We start from the raw sequence: 331 nt of genomic DNA, 5'->3' as shown, positions 1-331 counted from the left end.
TGTGGATATAAAACGTTTTTTTATTTAATTGTCTGTCTGTATGTTAGTGTTTTTGCTTGGAAATGTTGCTAAAATCAAATTAACAAAAGGAATTAAAAATAAAAACTTATTTATTCCTGCATCATTTAATCTTCTGAATCCAGCTGCTGCAAAAGGTATCAACATTATGGTAGAATAAATTTTGAAAAGATTTTCAAAACCTATTAGTGATCTTATAAATCCGATTGGAAATGCTAGTAGTGTAAAAAATAAAAAAAACATCCAAAATGATTTTAAATCAGTTTTTCCAGAAAAATCATTCCATTTTTTTAATGCTTCGATAAAGTATTTC

1 protein-coding gene is annotated in these 331 nt (G+C 25.4%); it reads right to left on the bottom strand.

The features are described 5' to 3' along the window. Positions 1 to 24: 24 nt before the first annotated feature. Positions 25 to 331: DUF805 domain-containing protein (locus tag IU405_RS00420; protein WP_197436688.1), on the bottom strand; the 307-nt coding region annotated here is incomplete at its 5' end.

It is taken from the genome of Polaribacter sp. BAL334, assembly GCF_015767435.1.
In the GTDB taxonomy this organism is placed as follows: domain Bacteria; phylum Bacteroidota; class Bacteroidia; order Flavobacteriales; family Flavobacteriaceae; genus Polaribacter.
The sequence above is the reverse complement of the archived record's forward strand: the minus strand, read 5'-3'. Positions and strand labels throughout refer to the sequence as shown.